General features: G+C 58.8%; 16 protein-coding genes, 1 other RNA gene and 1 pseudogene. 6 read left to right on the top strand and 12 right to left on the bottom strand.

What is annotated here, in order from left to right; all coding sequences use genetic code 11:
* Window positions 1-180 precede the first annotated feature (180 nt).
* The 3 genes and pseudogenes from IEG05_RS07255 to IEG05_RS07245 all read right to left on the bottom strand — a co-directional run bounded on the left by IEG05_RS07255 (window position 181) and on the right by IEG05_RS07245 (window position 5412).
* On the bottom strand, window positions 181-1851 hold the full coding sequence (locus IEG05_RS07255; RefSeq protein ID WP_014820801.1) for a DEAD/DEAH box helicase: 1671 nt from the start codon (window positions 1849-1851) through the stop codon (window positions 181-183).
* Window positions 1852-2227: 376 nt separating this feature from the next.
* A pseudogene (locus IEG05_RS07250) lies at window positions 2228-4389 on the bottom strand (methyl-accepting chemotaxis protein).
* Between the two features lie 273 nt (window positions 4390-4662).
* A complete protein-coding gene (locus IEG05_RS07245; protein ID WP_023444991.1) occupies window positions 4663-5412 on the bottom strand; it encodes a spermidine synthase in 750 nt (249 codons plus the stop codon).
* A 132-nt stretch (window positions 5413-5544) separates the two neighbouring features.
* Between IEG05_RS07245 and IEG05_RS07240 the strand changes: the two genes are divergently transcribed.
* Complete coding sequence (locus IEG05_RS07240) at window positions 5545-6894, top strand: class II 3-deoxy-7-phosphoheptulonate synthase (RefSeq protein WP_191121819.1); 1350 nt, start codon at window positions 5545-5547, stop codon at window positions 6892-6894.
* Window positions 6895-7025: 131 nt separating this feature from the next.
* Here the strand turns inward: IEG05_RS07240 and efp are convergent, their stop codons facing one another.
* The 4 genes from efp to IEG05_RS07220 form a co-directional block, all read right to left on the bottom strand.
* Window positions 7026-7592 carry an elongation factor P gene (gene efp / locus IEG05_RS07235; RefSeq protein WP_003280508.1) on the bottom strand — a complete coding sequence of 189 codons (567 nt, stop codon included), beginning with the start codon at window positions 7590-7592 and terminating at the stop codon, window positions 7026-7028.
* A 150-nt stretch (window positions 7593-7742) separates the two neighbouring features.
* A complete protein-coding gene (gene earP / locus IEG05_RS07230) occupies window positions 7743-8897 on the bottom strand; it encodes an elongation factor P maturation arginine rhamnosyltransferase EarP (protein ID WP_191121818.1) in 1155 nt (384 codons plus the stop codon).
* Window positions 8898-9092: 195 nt separating this feature from the next.
* Window positions 9093-9189: signal recognition particle sRNA small type (ffs, locus tag IEG05_RS07225), an RNA gene on the bottom strand.
* A 320-nt stretch (window positions 9190-9509) separates the two neighbouring features.
* Window positions 9510-10256, bottom strand: coding sequence for an abortive infection family protein (locus IEG05_RS07220; RefSeq protein WP_191121817.1), 747 nt, complete (start codon window positions 10254-10256; stop codon window positions 9510-9512).
* A 218-nt stretch (window positions 10257-10474) separates the two neighbouring features.
* On the opposite strand from IEG05_RS07220, the gene IEG05_RS07215 reads away from it, so the two are divergent.
* Window positions 10475-11059: a recombinase family protein gene (locus IEG05_RS07215; protein ID WP_191121816.1), complete on the top strand. Its 585-nt coding sequence runs from the start codon at window positions 10475-10477 to the stop codon at window positions 11057-11059.
* Window positions 11060-11111: 52 nt separating this feature from the next.
* On the opposite strand, the gene IEG05_RS07210 is transcribed toward IEG05_RS07215, so the two are convergent.
* The 3 genes from IEG05_RS07210 to IEG05_RS07200 are packed head-to-tail and all read right to left on the bottom strand — an operon-like array spanning window position 11112 to window position 17041.
* Complete coding sequence (locus IEG05_RS07210; protein ID WP_191121815.1) at window positions 11112-14294, bottom strand: type I restriction endonuclease subunit R; 3183 nt, start codon at window positions 14292-14294, stop codon at window positions 11112-11114.
* Between the two features lie 15 nt (window positions 14295-14309).
* Complete coding sequence (locus IEG05_RS07205) at window positions 14310-15482, bottom strand: restriction endonuclease subunit S (protein WP_191121814.1); 1173 nt, start codon at window positions 15480-15482, stop codon at window positions 14310-14312.
* The gene (locus IEG05_RS07200; protein WP_191121813.1) at window positions 15479-17041 is read right to left on the bottom strand and encodes a type I restriction-modification system subunit M; all 1563 of its coding nucleotides are present in this window, start codon (window positions 17039-17041) and stop codon (window positions 15479-15481) included. The genes IEG05_RS07205 and IEG05_RS07200 overlap by 4 nt, the downstream gene beginning before the upstream one ends.
* A gap of 1039 nt (window positions 17042-18080) precedes the next feature.
* On the opposite strand from IEG05_RS07200, the gene IEG05_RS07195 reads away from it, so the two are divergent.
* Together IEG05_RS07195 and IEG05_RS07190 are read left to right on the top strand one after the other, a co-directional pair.
* Window positions 18081-18902, top strand: a complete 822-nt coding sequence (locus IEG05_RS07195; protein ID WP_191121812.1) for an antA/AntB antirepressor family protein — start codon at window positions 18081-18083, stop codon at window positions 18900-18902.
* Entirely contained in the window at window positions 18902-19045 is a 144-nt protein-coding gene (locus tag IEG05_RS07190; protein WP_191121811.1) for a hypothetical protein, read from the top strand. The genes IEG05_RS07195 and IEG05_RS07190 overlap by 1 nt, the downstream gene beginning before the upstream one ends.
* 263 nt (window positions 19046-19308) lie before the next feature.
* Here the strand turns inward: IEG05_RS07190 and IEG05_RS07185 are convergent, their stop codons facing one another.
* The gene (locus IEG05_RS07185; RefSeq protein ID WP_191121810.1) at window positions 19309-19710 is read right to left on the bottom strand and encodes a MarR family winged helix-turn-helix transcriptional regulator; all 402 of its coding nucleotides are present in this window, start codon (window positions 19708-19710) and stop codon (window positions 19309-19311) included.
* A gap of 386 nt (window positions 19711-20096) precedes the next feature.
* Here IEG05_RS07185 and IEG05_RS07180 point away from each other — a divergent pair, with 386 nt between their 5' ends.
* Both IEG05_RS07180 and IEG05_RS07175 read left to right on the top strand, forming a co-directional pair.
* Complete coding sequence (locus IEG05_RS07180) at window positions 20097-20303, top strand: hypothetical protein (protein ID WP_191121809.1); 207 nt, start codon at window positions 20097-20099, stop codon at window positions 20301-20303.
* Between the two features lie 90 nt (window positions 20304-20393).
* The gene (locus tag IEG05_RS07175) at window positions 20394-20993 is read left to right on the top strand and encodes a Rha family transcriptional regulator (protein WP_191121808.1); all 600 of its coding nucleotides are present in this window, start codon (window positions 20394-20396) and stop codon (window positions 20991-20993) included.
* Here the strand turns inward: IEG05_RS07175 and IEG05_RS23250 are convergent.
* On the bottom strand, window positions 20885-21787 hold the full coding sequence (locus tag IEG05_RS23250) for a site-specific integrase (RefSeq protein ID WP_336509757.1): 903 nt from the start codon (window positions 21785-21787) through the stop codon (window positions 20885-20887). The genes IEG05_RS07175 and IEG05_RS23250 overlap by 109 nt on opposite strands.
* Window positions 21788-22144 lie beyond the last annotated feature (357 nt).

The raw sequence follows: 22144 nt of genomic DNA, 5'->3' as shown, positions 1-22144 counted from the left end.
ACCCTTGCCTTCAGCTAACACTTCCCCTTGCCGGGTGTGTAGAGGACTTTCACCTCCAAGTCGCCAGGCTCACCACCACAGTGAACCCGACAGCGCCAGTCACGGCGCTACGCGCCATGCCTGGCGCACCAATAAAAAAGGCGGGCTAATAAGCCCGCCTTTCGTTTAACCAGCTACCGATCAATCCTCGCGATAGCGACGCAGCTTGAGCTGCTTGCCACCGACGCGGGTGTCCTTGAGTTTGCCGAGCAGGCGGTCGAGGCCGTCTTCCGGCAGCTCTACCAGGCTGAAGCTGTCGCGCACCTGGATGCGACCGATGGCTTCGCGAGCCAGGCCGCCTTCGTTGAGGATGGCGCCGAGCAGGTTACGGGCAGCGATGCCGTCACGCGCCCCAAGCGGCGTACGGCAGCGGGCGCGGCCTTCGGCCAGTGGGACCGGAGCGCGGCGCTCGCGATCACCACTACGCTCGGGACGATCCGAACGCTCGGTGCGCTCACGCGGGCTGCTGGTGGGAACCAAAGGCTGCTCTCTTTCCACCTCGGCCAGGGTCAGAGCCTGACCATTGGTGGCCTTGCGCAACAGCGCAGCAGCCAGAGCACGCGGGCTGCAACCGATGTCGGCGACCAGCTTGTCGAGCAACTCGCCATGGGTGGCTTCGGCATCGGCAACCAGCGGCGCGAGGCTGTTAGTGAGTTTCTTGATGCGAGCGTCCAGCACCTGCTGCGCATTCGGCAGACGGGCTTCAGCGACCTTCTGGTTGGTCACGCGCTCGATGACCTGCAACATGCGACGCTCACGCGGGGTGACCAGCAGCAGTGCACGGCCTTCGCGACCGGCACGACCGGTACGGCCGATACGGTGCACGTAGGATTCCGGATCGTAAGGCATGTCCACGTTGAATACGTGGGTGATGCGCGCCACGTCGAGACCGCGAGCGGCGACGTCGGTGGCGACAACGATGTCAAGGCGGCCGTCCTTGAGCGATTCGATGACGCGCTCACGCTGGTTCTGGGCAATGTCGCCGTTCAGCGCAGCAGCCTTGTAGCCCTTGGCTTCCAGCGCGGCGGCCAGATCCAGGGTGGCTTGCTTGGTGCGAACGAAGGCGATCAGGGCGTCGAAATCCTCGACTTCCAGCAGGCGCAGCACAGCCTGGATCTTCTGGTCGGCATGGACCATCAGGTGTGCCTGCTCGATGCGAGCGACGGTCTGGGTCTTGGCAGCGATCTTGATGTGCTGCGGCTCGCGCAGATGCTTTTCGGCAATCGCGCGAATGGAGTGCGGCAGCGTAGCGGAGAACAGAACAGTCTGACGGCTCTCTGGCATCGCTTCGAAGATCACTTCGAGGTCGTCCATGAAGCCCAGCTTGAGCATTTCATCGGCTTCATCGAGGACCAGGAAGCGGATGGTCGACAGCAGGCCACTGTTGCGGCTCAGGTGATCGACCAGACGGCCTGGGGTCGCGACGATGACCTGCGCGCCCTGGCGGATGGCCTTGAGCTGCGGGCCCATAGGTGCGCCACCGTAGACCGCGACGACGGTCAGGCCAGGCATCTGCTTGGAATAGGTTTCGAATGCAGTAGCGACCTGCAGCGCCAGTTCGCGAGTCGGCGCGAGGATCAGTGCCTGCACTTCCTTACGAGCGGGATCGATCTTGGACAGGATCGGCAGCGCAAAGGCCGCGGTCTTGCCGGTACCGGTCTGCGCCTGGCCGATCATGTCGTGACCGCCAAGGATCACCGGGATCGCCTGAGATTGAATAGGGGATGGTTCTTCGTAGCCGACTGCGCTGATGGCAGCCAGAACAGCGGAGTGAATACCGAGTGCGGCAAAGCCGCCGATTTCCTGGGTCATGGGTCTTGTCTCTGATGCTCCGCAAGACCCATTGTTCCGAAGCTGCGCATGCCGTGCAAAACCCGAAGGTCACCCTGGCAGCTTGGTCGGCGGGGTTGCGAAAACGTATGAATGATGAATCGTCAAGGATAGCCCGCTCGAAGCGGACAGCAGCCGAAGCAGTGCTTCGTGTGTTGCAGTACCTGAACGCAGGCTGGGTTTCAGCCGGCGCGTACTATACCGGATTAACGTGAAGCTGTGCGGGTATTTTGCGCTGGCGGTTGGGCTGCCGGGCGCGCCGTTGGCCAGCAAGCCCCGCCGCGCGGCTCGCCTGCACCGAGCCAGGTGCACAGCAGCGGCACCGTGGCAGGTCTCGCCCTCGCGGCGGGCATCACTTTCAGGCAGCCTCGCTATTGGCGGCGCTGACGCGGAAGCGGCCGACCAATTGGTGCAGTTTGCCAGCCGTATGACGAACACGTTCGGCGCTGTCCTGCAGCACGCCGAGGGTCTGCCCCATCTCATTGGAGGCCTGGTCGACGCCACGGATGGTCTGGCCGTAATGCAGGCTGCGCTCGTTCAGCCCCTTGATGATGTCGAACATGCGCTCGACGGTGTGATGCAGATGCACATTCTCCGAGGATGCCTCCTCGGTCAGGCGCAGGCTGCTGTCGACATTCTGGACGCCACCCTCCATGAACGACACCGCCTGGCGCGTTTCCGCCTGCAGGCTCTCGACCTTGTGCCGAATGTCCTCTGCCGCCTTGGCCGTACGCTGCGCCAGTGAGCGGACCTCACCCGCTACCACGGCGAAGCCGCGACCATGGTCCCCTGCCCTGGCCGCCTCGATTGCCGCGTTCAGTGCCAGCAGATTGGTCTGCGTGGTGATGTCGCTGATCAGCCCGACGATCTCATCGATCTCGCCCATGCGGCTGTCGAGCAGCTGAACGCTCTGAGCCGAGCGCTGCACCACATCACGGATCGATTCGGTACCGTTACGCACGGTGTCGAAACGCTCGCGGGCACGCTGCATCACCTCGTCCATGGCGCCCTTCATTTCCTCGGCGGTCATCGATGCCTGCTGAATTTCGCCAAGTTGCTCCTCCACCAGCAGCAACAATTGATGGATCGATTCGGCCACATCGCTGGTGGTCTGCCCCGCTTCGCTGCTGCGTTCGAGCATCAGCTCGTTGTCCTGACGAACGTTTTTCGAGACCTGAATCACCTGGCCGACCACGCCGTCCAGGCTGTCGATGAAGCTGTTGATCCAACGCCCCATGTCGCCACTCTCATCGCGCTGCATGGTGCTGCTGTCGACCCTTTGGCGCAGATTGCCTCGCCTTCGGCCAGCGTACGAATCACCTCGGTCATCTCCTGCATGCGCGCAGCCAGCCGTCGCGGCCCAAAGGACGCGAACGCCCAGGCCCCCAGCAGGAGCAGCAAACCGTTGACCAGGTGCAGCGCGGTGGTGGGCAGACCGCTGAACTCCTGCAGCAGACTGCCGATGGCGAACAGCGTGGTCACCGTGAGCAGATACGTCTTCATCAGCCCGACGCTCAGCGAACGGCGACGATAGACCTCCTCCAGATCCGCCTCGCACATCATCCCCCAACGGTCTGGCGAGCCTTGCAGCTGAAAGGTAACGCCCTTGCCGATGACCGGAATATGGCGGTAGTCCGAGTAGCCGGGATAGGTGACGAACAGGTTGGCACCCTTGGCGATCGTCTCCCGCACACCAGGATGCAACTGGCCGGTGGCCGGATCGGTAAAACGCAATTCCAGCTCGGTATGCTGCTGCACGCGCACCGTTCCCCAGCGCGTGTGCACACCGCTTTTCAGGTTCTCGCCGTGGCTGAAGGTGGCATCTTCGAAGCGCGAGCGTGACAGCGCCGTGCCGGTCTGAACACTGCTGTCGAAGCGCGACTCCACCATGAACAGGTAGTTGTCACCCGATTCCGGGTAGACGTGGCCGGCCTCGCGCTGGATGAGGTCACCGATCACATCATTGGGCACCCGCGCGCAGATGCAGCCGAGACACTTACCGCCAACATGCACCGGCTGGTAGAACATCAGGGTGACCGCATCATGGAAGCGCGACGTGCTCGCGCCCAGGCGCTGGGTCAGCGGATCACGATAGGGCCCATGCAGGAACGGCTCACTCATCCCGCGCGCTACCGCTCGGCCATCAAGATCCTGCTGCCCGACATGAGCCGCACAGGTGGATGCCAGCACGCGGCCTTGCGAATCGATGACGAACAGCTCGGAAATATCCGGCAGCTGTGCCCGTTTCCCCTCCAGCACATCGCTAGCGACGTGGCCAACGGCTTCGCCCAGGTTGGCGGCGAGGTCCGCCAGATGACCCCAGTGACTGGCGACCCAGTTCTGCAGGATGCGCACCCGTGACTGCGCAACGCCCTCGAAGACCTGCTCCACCACGGGATACACGCCACGATTCAACCAGCACGACCAGCGCATCGACAGCTTGCCGGTTGGCCCCGACCACGGAAGCCAATGGCGCTCGCTAGCGGACAGATGCATCAGATTGCTTTGAAGATGAGGCACGGGCGATTCCTTACTGCCGACAAAATATGCTGGCGTTTTGCAATTAGCAGACCAGCCATGCCGTCACGTTTGCTCATCAGCGCGGCAAGACACAGCGATCCAGCATTGATTAACTGCTGGCTTCGTGGGACCCAGATATTGAGTGGGACGAGTGAGGCCCCGCGATAGAGCCGCGCGTCGCGCTTTTCCGTGCGGGACGGCGCCGGTCAGTACGCACCGATATGGAACAGCCACAAACCTTCACTACCGTCGACGCACCCGTTCGGTGCAGAGTTAGCTCGCGGGCCGCAGTGCCGCAATCAACGAATCCAGCGAATAGCCCAAGCGCGGTGCCAACACTTCGGCCCGCTGGCGCAGCCCGGTCATGTCCAGCTGCTGATCGAGATCCGCTGGCACCAGCAGCACCACGTTGCCCTCCTTCACGGGGCACTCCCAGTAATGCCGATGATAGAGGCCACGCAGCAGCGCCGCGCCCAACGGGCGATCGTCATCGGTGCCCCACTGATTGATGATCAGCCAGCCGCCCGGATTGAGTTTTTCCTGACAGCGCTTGAGGAACGACCAGGCCAGATGCGCGGCATCGGGGCCGGCATCGTTGTACAGGTCGACGAAGATCAGATCGGAACTCTCGGCGGTATCCAGCAACTCGGTGGCATCGCCGATGCGGATATACAGCCGCGAGTCGTTCTGCAAGCCGAGGTACTGCATCGCAAGCTCCGGCACCGCCGGCCGCAGTTCAATGACCTCGACGTCCTCCAGCGGCAGGAACTGCAGACAGGCCTGGGTCAGGTTGCCGGCACCAAGCCCTAGAAACAGTGCGGTTTCCGGCTCTGCATGACACAGCCCACCGAGCAGCATCGCGCGGGTGTAATCGTATTCGAGCCAGGCAGGATCGGCGGTGAATACGCAGCTCTGCTCGACCGCCGCGCCAAACTCGAGAAAACGGTAGTCGCCCACCTCGAGTACGCGAATCAGCCCGAAAGCGTCATGCACTTCGGCGAGCAGACGTTCCTCTTTGTCCATCAATGTGCTCCGCAGCTATCCGATCACCAGCGTGTCGGCGAACGCATCTTACGCAGCCCCATAGGCCATCGCTATCTCCGGGGCCCGGGCGCTTCAGGTAAAATCGCCGCACTTTTATCAGTTGGAACGATCATGAACGACGCTTGGAGCCCCGATAGCTGGAGAAGCAAGCCGATCCAGCAGCAACCCGAATACCCGGATGCCGAACACCTCTCGCGCGTTGAACGCACCCTGGCCGGCTTGCCACCGTTGGTCTTCGCCGGCGAAGCACGGGAGCTGAGACGGCAGTTCGCCGAGGTGACCCAGGGCCGCGCGTTCCTGTTGCAGGGCGGCGATTGCGCCGAGGGTTTCGCCGAATTCTCGGCCACCAAGATTCGCGACACCTTCAAGGTTCTGCTGCAGATGGCGATCGTCATGACCTTCGCGGCCGGCTGCCCGGTGGTAAAGGTCGGACGCATGGCCGGCCAGTTCGCCAAACCCCGCTCGGCCGGCGACGAAACCGTCGATGGCGTGACGCTGCCGGCCTACCGAGGCGATATCGTCAATGGCATCGACTTCAACGCACAAAGCCGCGTGCCGGACCCGGAGCGTCTGCTGCAGGCCTACCATCAGTCCACCTCCTGCCTGAACCTGCTGCGTGCATTCGCCCAGGGCGGTTTCGCCGACCTGCACCAGGTGCACCAGTGGAACCTGGATTTCATCGCCAACTCGCTGTTGGCCGAGAAGTACCACCAGCTCGGCGCACGCATCGACGAAACGCTGAAATTCATGCGCGCATGCGGACTGGACGGCGCGCCACAGTTGCGCGAGACCAGCTTTTTCACGGCTCACGAGGCACTGTTGCTGAACTACGAGCAGGCTTTCGTCCGCCAGGACAGCCTCAGCGGCGGCTGGTACGACTGCTCCGCGCACATGCTGTGGATCGGTGACCGCACCCGTCAGCTCGACGGCGCGCATGTCGAATTCCTGCGCGGAGTGGGCAATCCCATCGGCGTGAAGGTCGGCCCGAGCATGGACAGCGAGGAGCTGATCCGCCTGATCGACATCCTCAACCCGCAGAACGACCCCGGTCGCTTGAACCTGATCGTGCGCATGGGCGCCGACAAGGTCGAAGCCGGCCTGCCGCGACTGGTGCGCGCGGTACAGAACGAAGGTCGCCATGTGCTCTGGAGTTCCGACCCAATGCATGGCAACACCATCAAGGCGTCCAGCGGCTACAAGACGCGGGACTTCGAGAAGGTGCTCGCCGAAGTGCGTCAGTTCTTCGATGTGCATCGTGCCGAGGGCAGCTACCCCGGTGGGATTCATATCGAGATGACCGGACAGAACGTCACCGAATGCATCGGCGGTTCGCGGCCGATCACCGAAGCCGGCCTCAGCGATCGCTATCACACCCAGTGCGACCCGCGGTTAAACGCCGATCAGTCGCTGGAAATGGCGTTCATGATCGCGGAAACCCTGAAGCAGCTGCGGCCCAACTGATGGCGAGGTAGAAGCCGCGGGCTGCCGGTCACGGTGCTCGACACTTTTTGCGCACCGATCGGCAAGTGAAGTGAGATGACATAAAAAACCCGGCGCCAGGCCGGGTTTTTTTTCGAGCAGTCTGCGCGGCCTCAGGCCTTGACGCGGGACTTGTACTCGCCGGTGCGGGTGTCGATCTCGATCGAGTCACCGATTTCGCAGAACGCGGAAACCTGCAGCTCGGCACCGTTCTTCAGGCGAGCGGTCTTCATGACCTTGCCGGACGTATCGCCACGTACGGACGGCTCGGTGTAAACGATTTCACGAACGATGGTGGTCGGCAGTTCGACGGAGATCACCTTGTCGTTGTAGAAAACGGCTTCGCAGACGTCGGTCATGCCGTCTTCGATGAAGGTCATCACACCTTCCAGGTCGTCTTTTTCGATTTCGTACTGGTTGAACTCGTCGTCCATGAACACGTACAGCGGGTCGGCGAAGTAGGAATAGGTCACTTCCTTGCGCTCGAGGATGACCGGCTCCAGCTTGTCGTCAGCCTTGTATACGGTCTCGGTAGCCGAACCGTTGAGCAGGTTCTTCAGCTTCATCTTGACCACGGCACTGTTACGACCGGACTTGTTGAACTCGGCTTTCTGGATGACCCAGGGTGCGCCGTTGATGATGGCCACCTGGCCGGCACGGAACTCTTGTGCGGTTTTCATACGAAATATCCGAAGGGGAATTAGAGACAAAAAACAGGCCGCGTATCATAGGGTCTGTTCCCGCCTGGTCGCAAGCCACGTTGCTGCGCCAGATGACGCAGGGTCGGCAACCTGCCGCACAGCAGCCGCAGGGAACGTCCCGGCAACGACCTAACCGTGAACGGCGCCCAGCCAATCGGTGTAGAAGAACACCAGCTTTCCGGCGAGATCGCCATTGGCTACCTGCTCGTGGGTCCAGGCTTCGGCATGTTCGAGCAACGCCGGATATTCGCGGACCAGAGCGGTCCAGGCTTCGCCAGCCCCCTGCCCGGCGTTCCACGCACGCCAGAATTCCCGTAGCGCTGCGTTGGCCGTGGGCGACAGCTCATGCGCGTACAGATCGAGAAAGGCGTGGAGTTTATCCCAGTGGGCATCGTCTTCCTGAGGATAGATGTGCCACACCAGCGGTCTGCCGGCCCACTGGGCGCGGATAAAGGACTCCTCCCCGCGCACTGCGTTGAAATCGCAGCTCCACAGCAGCAGGTCGTATTCGTCCTGAGTCATGAACGGCATGATGCACAGCTGCAGACTGCCGTGCCGATGCTGATCGCCCGTCTGCAGGCTCGGCACGCCAAGCCAGGCGGCAACATCGCCAAGTACTCGCCCTTCCGGGACCAGCAGCTGGTTGCTGCGCGAATCGGCCGCGAGGGCGTCCAGCCAACCCGCGACCGCAGTGTTTTCATAGGCGAACAAGGACAACAGGCGCGCGCCGGGCTGTCGCGCCACGCCGAGCGAGGCAAGAAAAGCGGTCTGTTGCGCCATATCGCTCTGAAATTCCGCACGACGCAACATCAGATCGGCTTCACGGATCAGCCCGCCGGTCCGGGCTTCGAAGCCCGGAAAGAAGAAGTACTTCTGCAAGCCGTTAGCCTGCAGTGAAGGCAGCGCATGGCAGCCGACGATCCAGTCCTCGGCGCTCAGATACTCGAGGTTCAGCCAGAGGATACGACGACCGCTGGCAGCCATGGCGTTGATATAGGGCTGCGGCAGATTGCAAGCGAACGCCTCGATGACCACATCGGCGGGCTCGGTAGCAGCCCATTGACCGGACCAGCGCCGGACCTCCACTCCTTCGTGCAGCTGCTGTTCCGCCTCGGCACTGGCCGCCGGGCACAGTCGAGCGAAGGTATCCAGGTCATCCACCCACAGCCGCACATGCTGACCGTGTTCCGCCGCCAGCTGCCGGGCCAGGCGCCAGGTGACGCCGATGTCACCGAAGTTATCCACGACTGCGCAGAAGATGTCCCACTTCGCTTTTACAGACAAAACCGTGCTCCTCGAGCCGATACCGGCACTTCGTGCCTCTGGAAACGCTGCGCAGGATACAAGGTTGGCGCCAGCAACCGGTTGCCATGCCACAACACAGGAACGGCAGACGCGCGTATACGCCCGAGCCTGCAAAGGCGTCAGCGGATTCAGATAAAAAGAAAGGAAAAACGAGAAGATCGTTATGGAGGTGAACCCTACCAGCCACACCCCGGCACACAATGTCACCGCTGCGGCTGCTCCCTTCCGGGCCTGACCGGGTTCACGGCTGATCGTTGCGAGGGGACCGGCAGCCCTCGTAAATCCTGGCTTTCAGCGATTATCGCTCATCACACTGCTTTCAAGTTGGACGCCATTCTATAGACCTGATGTAGGCCATTGCGAGCACTTTGGATCACCGTTTCGGATCACTTCTGGATCCCTTTTGGATCACCTGGCCACACCCCATCGGCTATTTTTTTTAACAAAAATGCGAGGCGGTATCTATGACGTCGCGGCGCTACTTTCCCCCCGGCACCCTGGGGTGGGTCGGACCAAAAAGCGGCACCCCGGTATCACCGACGATGCCTTTGTTAGAACTGCTCGCGGTGACTTCTACCAAGAGAAACGGCGTCAGGCTTGTTGACCCTGCCGAAACTCCCAGGTCGCGAGCAGGAAGGTTGCCATGGCACCAGCGAGGTTCACTGCTAGCTCCGCATGGCGAGGTGCTGGCTTGACCCAGCTAGCGCCCTTACCGTGGGAATCGCCGAGCCTGTTTCTAAGGCCGCCAAGCCCCTCAATCACTGATGTACAGCCTCCAAGGATGCGCTTGAAGTCCTTATCAGCGTGCTGGCTCGGAGAGAGATTCAGTTGCTCTGCCGCTAAGCTGTAGAGCTTGTTTATGTCGGGAGCATCGCCATAGCTCACCCCTGCGCCATCGAGGATGAGCTTGCAGACAGCCTCCAGCAGACTTCTGGCCATCGTGATGGCTCCTTCTGGATCGCTGTTCCTACGCTCAAGAGCTTTGCCCCAGGCAGCGTGAACATAGGCACCATCCAATCTCTTCACCGAGCCACTAATCAGTTCGTCTGAAGGCGAGCCGGTCGCAAGCTCAAGGTGATCAAGAAGAGGCTGAAACTCAGCAAAAAGGAAATCCCTGCGCTCTTGATAGGTGCTGTACTTCTGCTTGATCGCCCCCCAGAACTGCCCGAGAGAGCGACAGGTCTGCACTGTCCGAGGCACCAGATCTGCCAGGGTCGTAGCCTCAAGAATCTGTTTCCGTAACCTGACATAGTCGGCATCGCTTTCGGGCCAACCTGTTGCGTGGCCAATCATTAGATTCAACAGCGACTCGGCAGCTATAAGAAGGTCTTTTCGCATGGCATCCCTGTCTCGCCTCTCGTGGTAATCGACGAACTATACCGGACGGAAACGACGTGGATCAGAAGGTGTACCTTCCGAGCCAACCTGAGCACAGCTTGAGCCAGACGAAACGCTGCAGCCTTCGCATGGATCAGAACTGTTGATTTATACCGATCCATCCAATAGCATCTTGAGCTAGCTTTGTGATCCACCTAGCGCTCAAGGAGCTATTAGCCATGACCGCCACCATTGCCTACGTCCGAGTCAGCACCGACGACCAAACCACCGAGGCCCAGCGCCACGCCATCAGCCAACGCTTCAATGTCAGTGAGTGGTTCTCCGATGAGGCCACCAGCGGGGCCACCAAGGCACTGCAACGGGAGGGCTTCAAGGCTCTCCATGCCTACGCCAGGAAGGGAGACACGGTTGTCGTGGCAGCCATCGACCGCCTGGGCAGGGATACCATCGACGTGCTGGAAACAGTCGAAGCCCTGAAAGCCAAAGGCGTGACCGTGGTCTCGATGCGCGAAGGCTTCGACCTATCCAGTCCAGTCGGCAAGGCCATGCTCACCATGCTGGCTGCCGTAGCTGAACTGGAGCGGGCCAATATCAAGGCGCGTCAGATGGCCGGGATCGAGCGAGCCAGGGCACAGGGCAAGAAGCTGGGCGCACCCAAAGTGATCGACGATCAGGCCGTTGCAGTCTGGAGAAAGGAGAACGAGGCCAGCATTGCGGATACGGCCAAGCACTGGGGGATCTCGACGGCTGCAGTGAAGCGGGCTTGCAGGGTGCTGCGAGTGCCACAAGCGCCAGCCGTATAGACGAGGTTGTGTGGTTGGGGGCGCATTATTTTTTGCTCCCCCCAAAGCACCGTTACCGCATGGCCGAGTACACGCTCTCACCAGCCCCGTAGTAGCTCGTGAAGATGTGGTGGAAAGCCAGATCGCATTTCTCGTTGTAGATCCCCTCGTCGTAGCTCTCAGGCAAGCCCCGGTCGAAGACAATCTCCAGCGTGCGTCGCACATCACTCCTGGCCCTGTCCTTCTTGCGCCAGTCGAGCACCAGCTTCTCGGCCTTCAGTGTCTCCAGAAGCTCCTTGCAGACCTTCTTCACCTGCGCCCTTTCCTTATCTGCAAGCTCCGGCACTGGCTTGGTCAGGATGTCGAACAGAGCCAGCTCTTCCTCGGAGAGGTTCTCGCGGATAGCTCGTTGATCCTCGACCTGCAGATCAGCAGTCAGATCCACCAGCTCCTTGAAGAACAGCTCGATGTTCATGCTGCCTGAGTTGTAGGCATCGATCAGCTTCTGGAACTTCTCCATGAAATCCTTGCGAGTGGGGTTCTCGGTCAGCATGGTTTCCAGTTTCATGCTCAGCAAAGCCCGGAGCTTCTCGGCCTCGGTACGCTTGCGACCCTGATTGAACTTCTCCTTGAGCTTCTCGAAGTCGATCTGGCTGAGGTCATGCAGTGGCTGATCGTCGTCTTCCTTGATGATGTAAGGCACCGGAGCGATGGAGCGATCCAGCAATTCCTCGACCTGCTGCATCACCTCGGAGATGTCGACGGGGGGAGCCAGTGCCTTGATCTTCTGGGCAATCACGGAGATCAGCACAGCATCAGGAGCAAGCTCATTGGCATCAGGATCGGGAAGAATCGCTCGGTAGACCCGAGACACAATCCGGGCCTGACTCATGAAGCTGTTCTTGGTTTCCTCATTAGCAATGAGCTGCTCAACAGCATCGTCCAGCCTGGCCACCTTCTCGAAGCCTTGAGCATCCTTGACGGCCTGGGCATTCACACCGTGCTCGGACAGGAACGAGATCCCCCTGGCAAGCAGGTGCTTCAAGTACTCGACCAGCTCGGCCTTGTTCTTGATTGGCTCACCCTCACCACCTTCGCCAGAAGAAGCCCCACCGTAGATCGCCAAGGCTTCCTGCAGCTTACGGAAGACCCCAACATAGTCGACGATCAGCCCCGCTTCCTTGCCCGGATACTTCCGGTTGGCCCGAGCGATGGTCTGCATCAGGGTGTGGTTCTTCATCGGCTTGTCGAGGTAGATGGTCGAGCAAGACGGCACATCAAAGCCGGTGATCCACATGGCGCACACGAAGACCAACCGCAGCGGATCCTTGGAGTCCTTGAACTTCTCGCCCAGGTTCTCCTCATTCATGCGCTTACGGTGCGGGATGATGTCCAGCCCTTTGTCCGCTAGCTCCTTCACCTCGTTCTGACCTTGGGAGACAACCACCGCCATGTCGGTCGATGTCATCACCTGGATCTTGTGCTGTAGCTCTTCCTGCTGCTCCTTGGGAGCCTTTGCAAGTTGAGCTTTCAGTTCAGCCAGATACGTCTTCCAGTAATCCTGAACCTTGTTGTACATGCGGACGGCGGTGGCCTTGTCGATGCACACCAGCATGGCCTTGCCCTGGTAACCACGACCAACGAAGTGATTCACCAAATCCTTGGCGATGGCTTCAAGGCGATCTTCTCGGGTGATCAGGTGGTACTCACGGGCGAAGACCTGCTCAACCTTGCGCTCCTGCTCCTCGTCCAGCTCGGCCTCTTCGAGTAGCGCCGCCATGTCCTCGTTGAGGTTGTCATTGATGAGCTGCATTTCGGGAATGCGGTTCTCGTAGTACAGCGGAACCGTGGCACCGTCAGCGATGGACTGGCCGAAGTCATAGACGGAGATGTAGTCACCGAAGACCTCTTTGGTCTTCTCCTCGCCAGCCATCAGTGGCGTCCCGGTGAAGCCCAGGAAGGCGGCATTGGGAAGAGCCGTCCTCATGTTCATGGCCAGCGTGTCGTACTGGGAACGGTGAGCTTCGTCGGTGATGACGATGATGTCCTGGCGGTCAGAGAGCTGCGGGTAGACCTCGCCTTTCTTCGTGCCGAACTTCTGGATCAGTGTGAAGACGTAGCGGTGGTCTTCGCTGAGCAACTGCTTGAGGTGAGCACCGCTGGTGGCATGAGCCTCGACTTCACCCACCGCCCCTGTAGCGGCGAAGGTCTTGTAGATTTGCTCGTCCAGTTCGTTGCGGTCGGTGACGATCACGAACGTCCAGTTGCCGGGGATCTTGCGCAGGATCTTCTGAGCGAAGAAGACCATCGAGAGAGACTTGCCTGAGCCTTGGGTGTGCCAGAAGACGCCCAGCCGCCCAGCCTGATCCTTGGGCCGATCCTTGGTACGCCAGACCTCTGCGATGGCCTTATTGACCCCCAGGTACTGGTGGTTCTTGGCGATCTTCTTGATCACACCACCAGCTACGTCCTCGAAGACGGTGAAGTTCTCGACGATATCCAGCAGCCTGGAAGGCTCACCGATGCCCCTGATGGCCGTCTCCAGTGAGACAACGCCCTTTTCACCTTCATCGTTGATCCGCTTCCACTCGAACAGATGTTCCCAAGGCGAGAAGGTGCTTCCCACGACCGTCTGGGAACCGTTCGACAGCATCAGTGCGCCGTTGTAAGTGAAGAGCTGCGGGATAACCGTGCGGTAGTCGGTGAGGTTGTCGTCGTAGGCGGCCTTGAGTGTCTTATGGGTCGCCTTCAGCTCGACGAACAACAGCGGGATACCGTTCACGAAGCCCAGCAGGTCAGTGCGTCGCGTGTGGTAGTCCCCCTTCACCCAGAACTGTGAAGCGAGGAAGAAGTCGTTCTCCTCGACATTGCCCCAGTCGATGACCTTGGCCACCTTGAGCGTGTTATGCCCGTGCTCATCGGTGACAGGGACAGGCACCCCATCCTTCAGCAGCCGGTAGACCTGCTGATTGGCGTTCACCGGCAGCAGCTTGGAGCGATCTCGGGCCAACTCCTCGACCACCAGATTGATGGCCTCGTCAGGCAGATCAGGATTTAGCTTACGGAGTGCTGCCCGCAGACGCCCCTCCAGCACCACATCCTGCTGGGTCTGTCGACCTTCGCTGGAGGAACTACCTGTCCACTCTGCGTAGAGGTTCCCAGTTTCCCAGCCGAGAGACTCGAACAGCGCAATGGCTGGCTGCTCGACTAGCGTGTCCTCGGAATAGTCGTACGAATGCGGTGCTGCTGGACTCATGCGCCTGAACTCCTTTTAGGTCGGCATGGGGATATCGGATACGTCGATCTCACCGGAGATTAGTTTGGGGAGCAGCAGGTCTCGCTGGGTTCGGAGATTTTTGTTTTTCCTTTCCAAATTCCAAACCATCGAAAACAATGGACTGACGGAGTCTGAATATGCCTCTCGGAGTTCACTTGACGGATAGGGAATACTTATACTCTGGAGGGCATCTAAAGTTATTTGAGGCTGGGCAGCCCCTCCGATCACATCCTTTAGCCCACGCATTTTTAGCGCCTGGTATCCCCAAAAGAAATCCACAGAGGCACGCGGCAAAAAAACAAAAGAATTATTAGTTACAAAGCTTTTCGGCTCTGTAATTCTAAACTCTCCCACACTACCTCTGCAGCCAGCTATGATTTGCCTATCAGCATATGTATAAGAGTGATAATGGCCAATAACTTTTGCAGCGCCATAGACAGGAAACTCCCCACCATCTATTAGCTCTTTCTTTGAAAGACCTTTCCCGTATTTTACTGAAAAAATATCAAATATATTTAGCTGCTCAAAGGCTAGCTGTTTTTCCTCATGACCCGGAAAGCGGAACTGAACGAACCACTCCTCGTACAACCGCCGCGCCATTTCTTCGAGGATCTCGATGCGGCGTGTGTTGTTTTCGATGAGGTCATCGTAACTCGTTATAACCCTTGAGATCTTTTCCTGAGTCGGCACTGGAGGCAGCAAAAATCTAAACCGCTTAATATCCTTTGCGCTTATATGCGGGATGTTTACGCCAGTCAGAATTGAGAGAACATAGTCGGTAAAATCAGCGCTACCGATAACGCAGCGTAGATAATCCGTCTTAAGACTTTCAGTACCACGAAGACGCGCAACTCGCTGAACAAGGAGTGAAGGAGTATCCTTGCGCTTAACCCTGGCATACTTTAGGCCCGCACTGATCCAAGGTCGATCCATTGCGAGTATTATGTCCCCCTCCCTAAGATGAAAAGCCTCGTATCTCTGGTAATCAGAGACAGGCCATCTTTTAGCCTTATCCCAACGCAGCTCTCCCTGAGCAACATTGTCGCCGCGCAGGAGACGCACATCGCTTTCGTCGTCTGTATAGCCAGAGCTTTTAAACGCGTACCCCACTACTAAATCAACATGATCTTCTAGAGTAACCTCCGTCCAAGAAGCACCTACAGTCATGCGGATGCTCCATCGAAGATCACTGCAATGTTATCTGCAATTCTTGATTCGAGTTCTCGTGACTCAGCATTTAGAACTTCCAACTCTTCAGCCAGCTCTTCTAACCGTTCGGTGAAGTCCACATCCTCGACTTCTCTAGCAGCAGCACCAACATACCTACCTGGGTTCAGCGACCAGCCCTGAGCTTCAATTTGCTGGCGAGTGGCAACCTTGCACAGCCCAGGGACATCCACATAACCATCGCCCAGCCCTCTCTCGGCTAGCAACTCAGCGCTACCCTGCTCCAGTTCCGGCGCTTCGCCACGATAAAGCCGCACGATGTTGGCAAGAAACTCGATCTGCTCAGGCATGAAATCACGGTGTGCCCGGTCGATCTGCCGGTAGATGTGGCGAGCATCGATAAACAGAACCTTGTCTGCTCTCTCTGCATCACGTTCTTTCGCTCGGTCAAAGAACCACAGCGTGCAAGGCAGGGTCACGGTGTAGAAGAAATTCGAGCCAACCGAAACGATCACATCGACTGCGCCACTCTCGATGAGCTTCTGCCGGATGACCTGCTCGCTGCCTCGTGCATCACCTGCCGAGTTCGCCATAACGAAACCAGCGCGACCGTTCTTGTTCAGCGATGCGTAAAAGAGCTGGATCCAGAGGTAGTTGGCGTTGTCGGTCTTCGGCACACCGAACGGGAACCGCAGGTCGCCTTCAAGTCGCTCCTTATCGACACCCGATACGTTGAACGGCGGATTGGCCATAACAAAGTCGAAGCGCCCGCCATCACGGGTAACGGCCTCATGCGGGTCTTCGTAGTAGGTGTTGGCGATACGCACATCACCCGACAGGCCATGCACAGCCAGGTTCATCTTGTTCAGATTGACCGTGACCTGCTCTTTCTCGGTGCCGAAGATGGAGATTTCTTCCATCGCCGTCTTGTGGTGACGCTTAACGAAGTCAGCCGACTGGGCGAACATGCCGCCCGAACCACAAGCCGGGTCAAAGATCCGCCCATGGAACGGCTCGATGATCTCGACGATCAGCTTCACGATAGACTCGGGGGTATAGAAGACACCGCCCTTTTGGCCTTCCTTCAGTGCGAAGTTGCCCAGGAAGTACTCGTAGACTTTGCCGAAAGCGTCACCGCTGAGATCCACCGGGCCGAGCAGCTTGATCAGTTCCAGCAGCACCTTGTTGCCAAGCTGGACGTAGTTGCGAGGCAGAGCGCCCTTGAGGTCGACGTTCTCTTCTTCAACGGCCTTCATGGCTTCGTTAATCGCCAGACCGATGACATCGCCCTCGGTGAGGGTCTGCAGATAGGAGAAGCGGGCCTTCTCTGGAAGGAAGATCACACCCTCGGCCAGATAGTCATCCTTGCTGACCTTACGGCGACCACCAGAGCCAATCGGCCCCAGCTTCTCTTCGGCAGCGGCGTACATCTTCTCGGCATATCGCAGGAAGATCAGCCCCAGGACAGGCACCGAGAACTCCCCCGGCCTCAGCCCCGTGTTGGCCCATAGTTGGTCAGCTACAGCCCACAAACGCTTCTCTACATCTCCAGTGACCAAGGCACATCTCCACGCAGTAATACAGAAATGCCGATGAGCTTACTACAGGCGAGAGCCAATCAAACGCATGGCTATAACCGGAACAGACCAGAGTGCCATCACGCGCTCTGCTACCAAAGAGGAGCAGCCTACTTGCCACCAATGCCCTGCTAGCAAGATCGCAGCACGTTCGACGAAGATCGATTACCACACTGTTATGGAGGAAAGAACGCGCAATCTCGCACGTTCGATCTTCAACCATGACGCTCGATCTTCACCGCCGCAAACCGCCGGAGGAGCTGATCGAGCCAGGGAAAGGCAACAGCCCAGCGAGGCGACCGCCGAGTACCTACTGCTACTTTGAGCTTCAGGCGTACAGCCCCTCTCACTGCCCCGACCAATCGGCCAGCAGTCACGGGTGATGACGAACCTGACATAGCTGGCTAGGGGGTGATGGCACCTAGTCGAGGCTGGCTACCTGCGATGACTCGCGGGGTGTAGCGGTGGATGGCGAAGCCACTCTAAGAGTGTCTTTGAGCTGTCCTTCATCCATGGTCATTACCATCAATCCATCAATGAAGAACGAAGCAATGAGACAACATCAAGTCTGTCTTGCGGAGTTGCTCTTGATGCCTCCCCAACTCTGCTGACACAGGATCGATGATTACCGATGACGATGTTGTCAGTGACCATCCCCGTCAGTGGTTGTCAGGAAGCCCAAGACACTCTGCCAGACCACCTCCTGCTCATCTTCATGTACCTCCAGATGACTCCGCCCAGGAGTTTCCCCATTCGCCTCTGTCATCCATCAGCCCTGGCCTCAGCACAGTAGCGACCTAGGCAACCACTGCTGCCCAGGCTTTGGCCCATGGATGGCTTCCAGGCATCGGGGAACTCCTGGGCAAGTCACCAGCATCAACCCTGCATCCCTTGCAGATACCCCTGAAACCCAGCCCGTTTTGTCCAGCCGTCCGAGCCGTCCGTGTTTCCCTTGTAGATGGGAGCTGGTGGCATGGATGGAAGGGACTCTGACGGCTGCACAAAAAGGATGATCTACGCCATGAAAAGCAAACGAACTGGCAAGACCTTTAACCACACTCCCGCCAACTGCCCGAAGCACGTCATGCAGACTCTTGGCTTCACCGAGGAACAGGCCGAGAGGATGATCCGGGTTCGCCGGATACTGCCATTCGTCGAGAGCAGAACAGAGCCGTGTATTGATGCTCGGAGGCTCTGGGAGAAAATAGGCAGACCCGAAGCCCGTTTCGACAAATGGGTCTCTCGCGGCGCAGCAAGAATAGTGGACGAGTTCGGGCATTATTCGGAGGTGGTAAAAAAGAGCACGCCATCATCGCGAAAGCCCCGCACCGACTACATTCTCAGCCGTAACTGCGCGGCGCATTTGGCCATGAGCACACAAACCCCAGAAGGGCGCGAGGTGCGGCACTACTTCCTCGACATGGAAGAGCTGGCCTTCAAGCTCATCCGCTATACCCCGATCCGGGGCTCCATGCTGACAAGCATCGACAATCAGGTCGCTCATCAGGCATTCGTCATCGCTGGCGAGAAGGCTAAGTCTGGAGAGCTGCCAAGGAGCCTCGTCAGGCAGGAAGCCATGGAGATGAAAGGATGCCTGATGTCGCTCGTGTGCCGAGTGATGACCGGACTGTCCTCCAGCGAATGGCGAGCCAAGATAGGCCGCCCCATTCGGGACTCGCTCACTACCGATGACCTCAACCAGTACAGCCGTGCCTACGACTCCGCCCTGACCATGCTGGCTGGCGGCATGACACTGTCGCAGATCGAGGCAGTACTGAACCAGCCCTACGGAAACAGCGTCGACCCGAGCGACTACATCAAGACCCCAGAGGAGGTAGCCTGATGCGTCTGCCTGAACTGATCTTCCTGGGCGCCCTGCTTCTCTGGCCTTTGGTTCCCCTGGTGTACCTGCTCTGCATCGCCTGGCAGACCGACTTCAAGTTGGTTGCTCGATCCAAGCAGAGAACTGCAGAAGGGTCTCGCTGATGAAGAGCATCGCCAGTGAAGTGAGGAAGGCCAGGAGTCGGAGCACTTCGGGCTTGTTGGCTACGACTGCCGGAGGCACCGCCCAACATCCGCTGCTGAGCGAGATCCTGGCCGCAGACAAACGCAGATGGAAAGCAGCCCAGCAGATGAACCTTCCGGTGCTCCGGCTGGCACCAACGAGCAGCAACTGACAGAACCCCCATCACCCTTAGCCTGGAAAGCCAGGAGGCCGACCTATCGGTTTGGTGCTGGGGGTTATTTTTTTACCGTGCTGCCTTCGAGAACGACGACAGTCGAACCGGATTCATCACCGCCTCGGTCAGGGAGACAGCCAGTTGCTGCCCCTTCTCGGTCAACTGCACGATCTTCCTGCGGCGTTCCATCGGATCTGGCGTTGCCACTATCAATCCGAGTCCTGGCTTTTCAAGACGATGCCACTCCGACAAGGCTGAGACATTCCTTGAACAGGACGATTGGGTCATCCCGAGGTTCTTCTGCAGATCCGCCATCGTGCAGCCTGGGTAGATCGCCGAGTAGAGGAACAATGCCATGCCTTGTGCTGGCATCTCTGGGTCAACGCCACGGAACTCTTCAATCGCTTTGAAAAGCTGGACAAGTGCATACCGATCATAAGCCAGGGCGTGTTTGCTGAATGTGGTTTCCATGTGCGTCACGCTCCGTCCTTGCCGAGATAGAAACCAGAGCTATTCCAGGCCAACTCAAAGCGCCTCGGCATTCGGACGTACACGTCACCGATGAATAAGCAAAGACGTGCTTTGCCAATAGAGACGCTGAAGCCAAATTGATTGCTGGTCATTGGCTGAAACCTCCGATTCATTTGTCGTGTTCGCTACAGATAGCAAACCGTATCGGGGCGCTTCAACGTTCTCACCTTCGCGTTATTTTCACTGCAGAATCAATTGCATAACTCAATAGTTGGCCGTGCCAGTCTTTATCGAGGCTGCAGCGGCATCGTGTCCCAACCAGCCAGTCCAACTAACCGCGCGCGCATAGTTCGCCTCTCGCTCTTGCCTCCCGACGAGAGGCCCGCATGATCCAGCTCAACAAGATCCTCAAGTCCTTCCAGAAGACCATCGACCAGCTCGAACAACTGACCGCCACCAACAACATCGAGGTCAGTCGCAACACCGAGCAGATCGACCGACTGCAGGAGAAGAACCTGATCCTGATCGCGGAAGCCCAGGCGGCTAAAGAGACCGCCGAGAACCTCAAGGCATTGATCGGCCCAGGCCACTGACTTTTTCCACGATCACGGAAAAACCCTCACTACCAGCGAACACCCATAGCCCGCCTCTGAGCGGGCTTCGTCTTTTCTGGAGGACAGAACATGAATGCACTGACCAACAAGCCGGTAACCATGAGCAGCCGCGAGATCGCAGAGCTGACCGGGAAGGAACACTACAACGTGATGCGGGACATCCGCTCGATGCTGCAAGAGCTTGGGAAAGATGCCTTCAGTTTTGAGGGCATCTATCTGGACGCCTATGGCCGTGAGAAGCCTTGCTTCAACCTCCCGCGCCGCGAGGTTGAGATCCTGCTGACCGGCTACAGCATCCCGCTCCGCGCCAAGGTCATCGACCGTCTGCATGAACTAGAGGAGCAAGCCAAGGGCGCTGCCTTCCGTGTCCCGCAGTCGCTGCCCGAAGCCCTGCGTCTGGCTGCCGAGCTGGCAGAGAAGAACGAGCAGCTCGCCCTGGAGAACAAGGAGATGGCACCGAAGGCTGTCGTTTTCGACAACTGCGTGGCGTTGCGCCAGGAATCCCTGGCCACCTTCGTGCGTACCCTGGAAGGCGTCAACACGATGGCCATCATCACCAATCACCGCAGCCACTCAGCAGCATCAAAATCCACTGCCTCAATCACCGGAGCCAGCACCTCCGGCCTGAAGTCCTTTCCGTATCGACTGAAGGTAATCCCACCGCTCTGATGGCCAAGAATGCCGCCAACCAGCGACTCGACTATTCCCTTCTGCTTCAGATGATCAGCAAGCGTGTGCCGGAAGCTGTGGAAGTCCTTGCGCTCTGCCCCATCACGGAAGCCCAACTGATCACGAACCCGAGTGAACCACTTGGAGGGAGCGGCAGCGTAGCCATGCGCCTTGTGCAAGGTCAGCTCCGCGAAAAGACGTTGGTGGCCAGCCTCCCGCTGCGACCGGACGAACTCAAGGAACCCCAGCGCTTTCAACTTCGAGTGGATCGGCACGAGTCTTTCCGAAGTGACGGTTTTCAGCTTCTGATCGGACCTGGTCGCCCGGATGTGTAAGCAATCGATGCCGTTAATGCAGACCACATCATCCAGATAGAGCTGGCATAGCTCATTGAGTCTCGCCCCGGTGTACAGGCCGAGCAGTGGCAGCCAGTACTTGTGCGGCTGAGCTGAGTTGGCTGATGCGTAAACCTGCTTCGAGAACAGACGGCGCAGATCGTCCTCGGTGAAGACACTGCGCTCCTCGCTGACCTTGCCTCGCTGCCTGACTCGAAGCCCGTCGAACGGGTTGCGCTCGCAGTAGCCCTCACGGATGGCATAGGAGAAAAAGGTCGTCAGGTTCTTCACGTAGTTGTTGAACGTGGTGAGGCTGATCGTGGTGGTGGCAGTCTCGATGATCTGCTCCAGCGATTGTCCCTCGGGAAGCTGATTCATCCTCGGCGGGAGCTTGAGTGCCACCTCTCGGAACTTGCGGGCATCCTGGCGAGTGATGAGATCGACCGGCAAATCACCCACGATCCGAGTCATTAGCTCAGCCACGGAACGCTTGTCGGATAGCGTCTTCGCAGCCACGCCTTCATGAGACTGCTGCTCCAGGCACTCCTGAACCACCCTGGAGAAGCGTGGAGCGTTGCTTGGCGCATCTGCTATCAGCCTATCTGGCTGCACCTGTTTGGCTCTTGAGGGGGCACTGCGGGGCTTCTGTGGCCCTCTCACCCTGCCTCCCTCCCCTTGCTCCAAAGGCTTCTCCGCAAGCGCAACCAATTGCTGCTGACGGAGCCATGCAGCCCAACTAGCAACTCGCTTACCGCCCGCCTCCCAAGCACCACGTAGGGAGTCGAGGGATGGCCGAGTGCCCTGGAATGCCTGGGT

This window comes from Stutzerimonas kunmingensis, assembly GCF_014764705.1.
Taxonomy (GTDB): Bacteria; Pseudomonadota; Gammaproteobacteria; order Pseudomonadales; family Pseudomonadaceae; genus Stutzerimonas.
The sequence above is the reverse complement of the archived record's forward strand: the minus strand, read 5'-3'. Positions and strand labels throughout refer to the sequence as shown.

Coding starts and splice junctions, on each gene's coding strand:
- IEG05_RS07255 (WP_014820801.1), bottom strand. CDS start 1,851: ATGACCCAGGAAATCGGCGGCTTTGCCGCACTCGGTATTCACTCCGCT.
- IEG05_RS07245 (WP_023444991.1), bottom strand. CDS start 5,412: ATGGACAAAGAGGAACGTCTGCTCGCCGAAGTGCATGACGCTTTCGGG.
- IEG05_RS07240 (WP_191121819.1), top strand. CDS start 5,545: ATGAACGACGCTTGGAGCCCCGATAGCTGGAGAAGCAAGCCGATCCAG.
- efp (WP_003280508.1), bottom strand. CDS start 7,592: ATGAAAACCGCACAAGAGTTCCGTGCCGGCCAGGTGGCCATCATCAAC.
- IEG05_RS07220 (WP_191121817.1), bottom strand. CDS start 10,256: ATGCGAAAAGACCTTCTTATAGCTGCCGAGTCGCTGTTGAATCTAATG.
- IEG05_RS07215 (WP_191121816.1), top strand. CDS start 10,475: ATGACCGCCACCATTGCCTACGTCCGAGTCAGCACCGACGACCAAACC.
- IEG05_RS07210 (WP_191121815.1), bottom strand. CDS start 14,294: ATGAGTCCAGCAGCACCGCATTCGTACGACTATTCCGAGGACACGCTA.
- IEG05_RS07205 (WP_191121814.1), bottom strand. CDS start 15,482: ATGACTGTAGGTGCTTCTTGGACGGAGGTTACTCTAGAAGATCATGTT.
- IEG05_RS07195 (WP_191121812.1), top strand. CDS start 18,081: ATGAAAAGCAAACGAACTGGCAAGACCTTTAACCACACTCCCGCCAAC.
- IEG05_RS07190 (WP_191121811.1), top strand. CDS start 18,902: ATGCGTCTGCCTGAACTGATCTTCCTGGGCGCCCTGCTTCTCTGGCCT.
- IEG05_RS07185 (WP_191121810.1), bottom strand. CDS start 19,710: ATGGAAACCACATTCAGCAAACACGCCCTGGCTTATGATCGGTATGCA.
- IEG05_RS07180 (WP_191121809.1), top strand. CDS start 20,097: ATGATCCAGCTCAACAAGATCCTCAAGTCCTTCCAGAAGACCATCGAC.
- IEG05_RS07175 (WP_191121808.1), top strand. CDS start 20,394: ATGAATGCACTGACCAACAAGCCGGTAACCATGAGCAGCCGCGAGATC.